Annotated in this window: 1 protein-coding gene; it reads right to left on the bottom strand. The window is 64.1% G+C overall.

From position 1 onward, the window contains the following. Positions 1–178: 178 nt before the first annotated feature. Positions 179–700 (bottom strand): hypothetical protein, encoded by a 522-nt coding sequence (locus tag BUB17_RS25220; protein ID WP_072921602.1) that lies wholly within the window; start codon positions 698–700, stop codon positions 179–181. Between the last annotated feature and the right edge of the window lie 510 nt (positions 701–1210).

The raw sequence follows: 1210 nt of genomic DNA, 5'->3' as shown, positions 1-1210 counted from the left end.
TGCTGCCATCTGGCACAACCGCGCCACCGGTCAGCCGATCACCCGATCCCTGATCGCCTACGACCACTGATCGACTTCGGACTTACTCGTCTAGTACAACTGCGGATCGTCTACCCCGTCGAGCCTTGGTGATATCCGGCTCGGGAAGGGCTAGGCATGACCTCGGTGCCGTGCGATGTTAGGCCGCCAATTCCGCGCAGACATCCGTAGAGCGGCCGTTCAGCCGGTAGCTGGTCGTCTGGCCATTCTCATCGACGGCCAACCGCACGCGGCCGGTGGTGTACGCGAGCGGCAGGACCCCGGCGGGCTGGGTGTTCTCCACGGATGTCCAGAAGAGGTTGGGGCCAGCTGCGTCGATGGTGAAGGAGCCATCGGGGAAGACGGTTTGGGTTCCTGGACCGCTGACGTTGTAGGTGATCGACTCGCCCGTGACGTCGTTGGTCACGATCGCTTCCGCATGGCCGGTGAAGCGGAACTCCGTGGCGCCGTTGGGCAGCGTTGTCTCTGTGACCTGCTGGTTGCTGAAGAATTCGATAGTCACCGGGAACGGGCAGTAGCCATCGTCGCCAGCAGTGTCGGTACCCGGCAACTGGATGGTCTGGGGCTCCGTCGGTAGCGGATCGGCTTGCGCGGGCACAGTCGCGGCTACCAGCCCGGCGGCGGCAGCGGCGATGACCAAGGACGTGCGCGTCGATTTCATGGCTCCCCCTTGAGAACGGTGACGGGACCGTCACGCAGGAGCACGTTGCGGAACAGGATCGTCAGCCGCTAGTGGTTCTCGCGTCGTTCAGTCGCAGGTCTGGGGATGGCCGAAGCGTCTTCACTTGGCTGCGATCCCCTGGCTACGCTGGGTGAGTACAGGCGTCGAGTGGGCGAAGGGATCAGGATCAGCGGGACGCCTCGATCAGCAAAAGCAGACGGAGTGGCCGGCGGCTTACCCTCTGTGCACGGTCTTGTGACGTTAAGCCCAAGCCGCTGGCGAATCCGCAGATGGTCCGCAAGACGTCCGTATGTCCCCAGCATCTGACAGCCATGCCAGCGGGCATAGCCGCAGGTCAAGTCGAGGTCCTATCGATCACCGCACGCAGCCGTGCATCCCGGGACGGGGTCCTCGAGAGTGGCGTCCACCAAGGTGGTGTGCGACGGCCCCGGTGAGCAGCGGGCCCCGTACGTGAAGGCGGCCACCGCGTGATCTTCTGGATACCTCTCA

This window comes from Geodermatophilus obscurus (assembly GCF_900143215.1).
Classification (GTDB): Bacteria; Actinomycetota; Actinomycetes; order Mycobacteriales; family Geodermatophilaceae; genus Geodermatophilus; species Geodermatophilus obscurus_A.
Note: the sequence above shows the minus strand (reverse complement) of the source record. Positions and strands in the feature narration are given on the sequence as shown.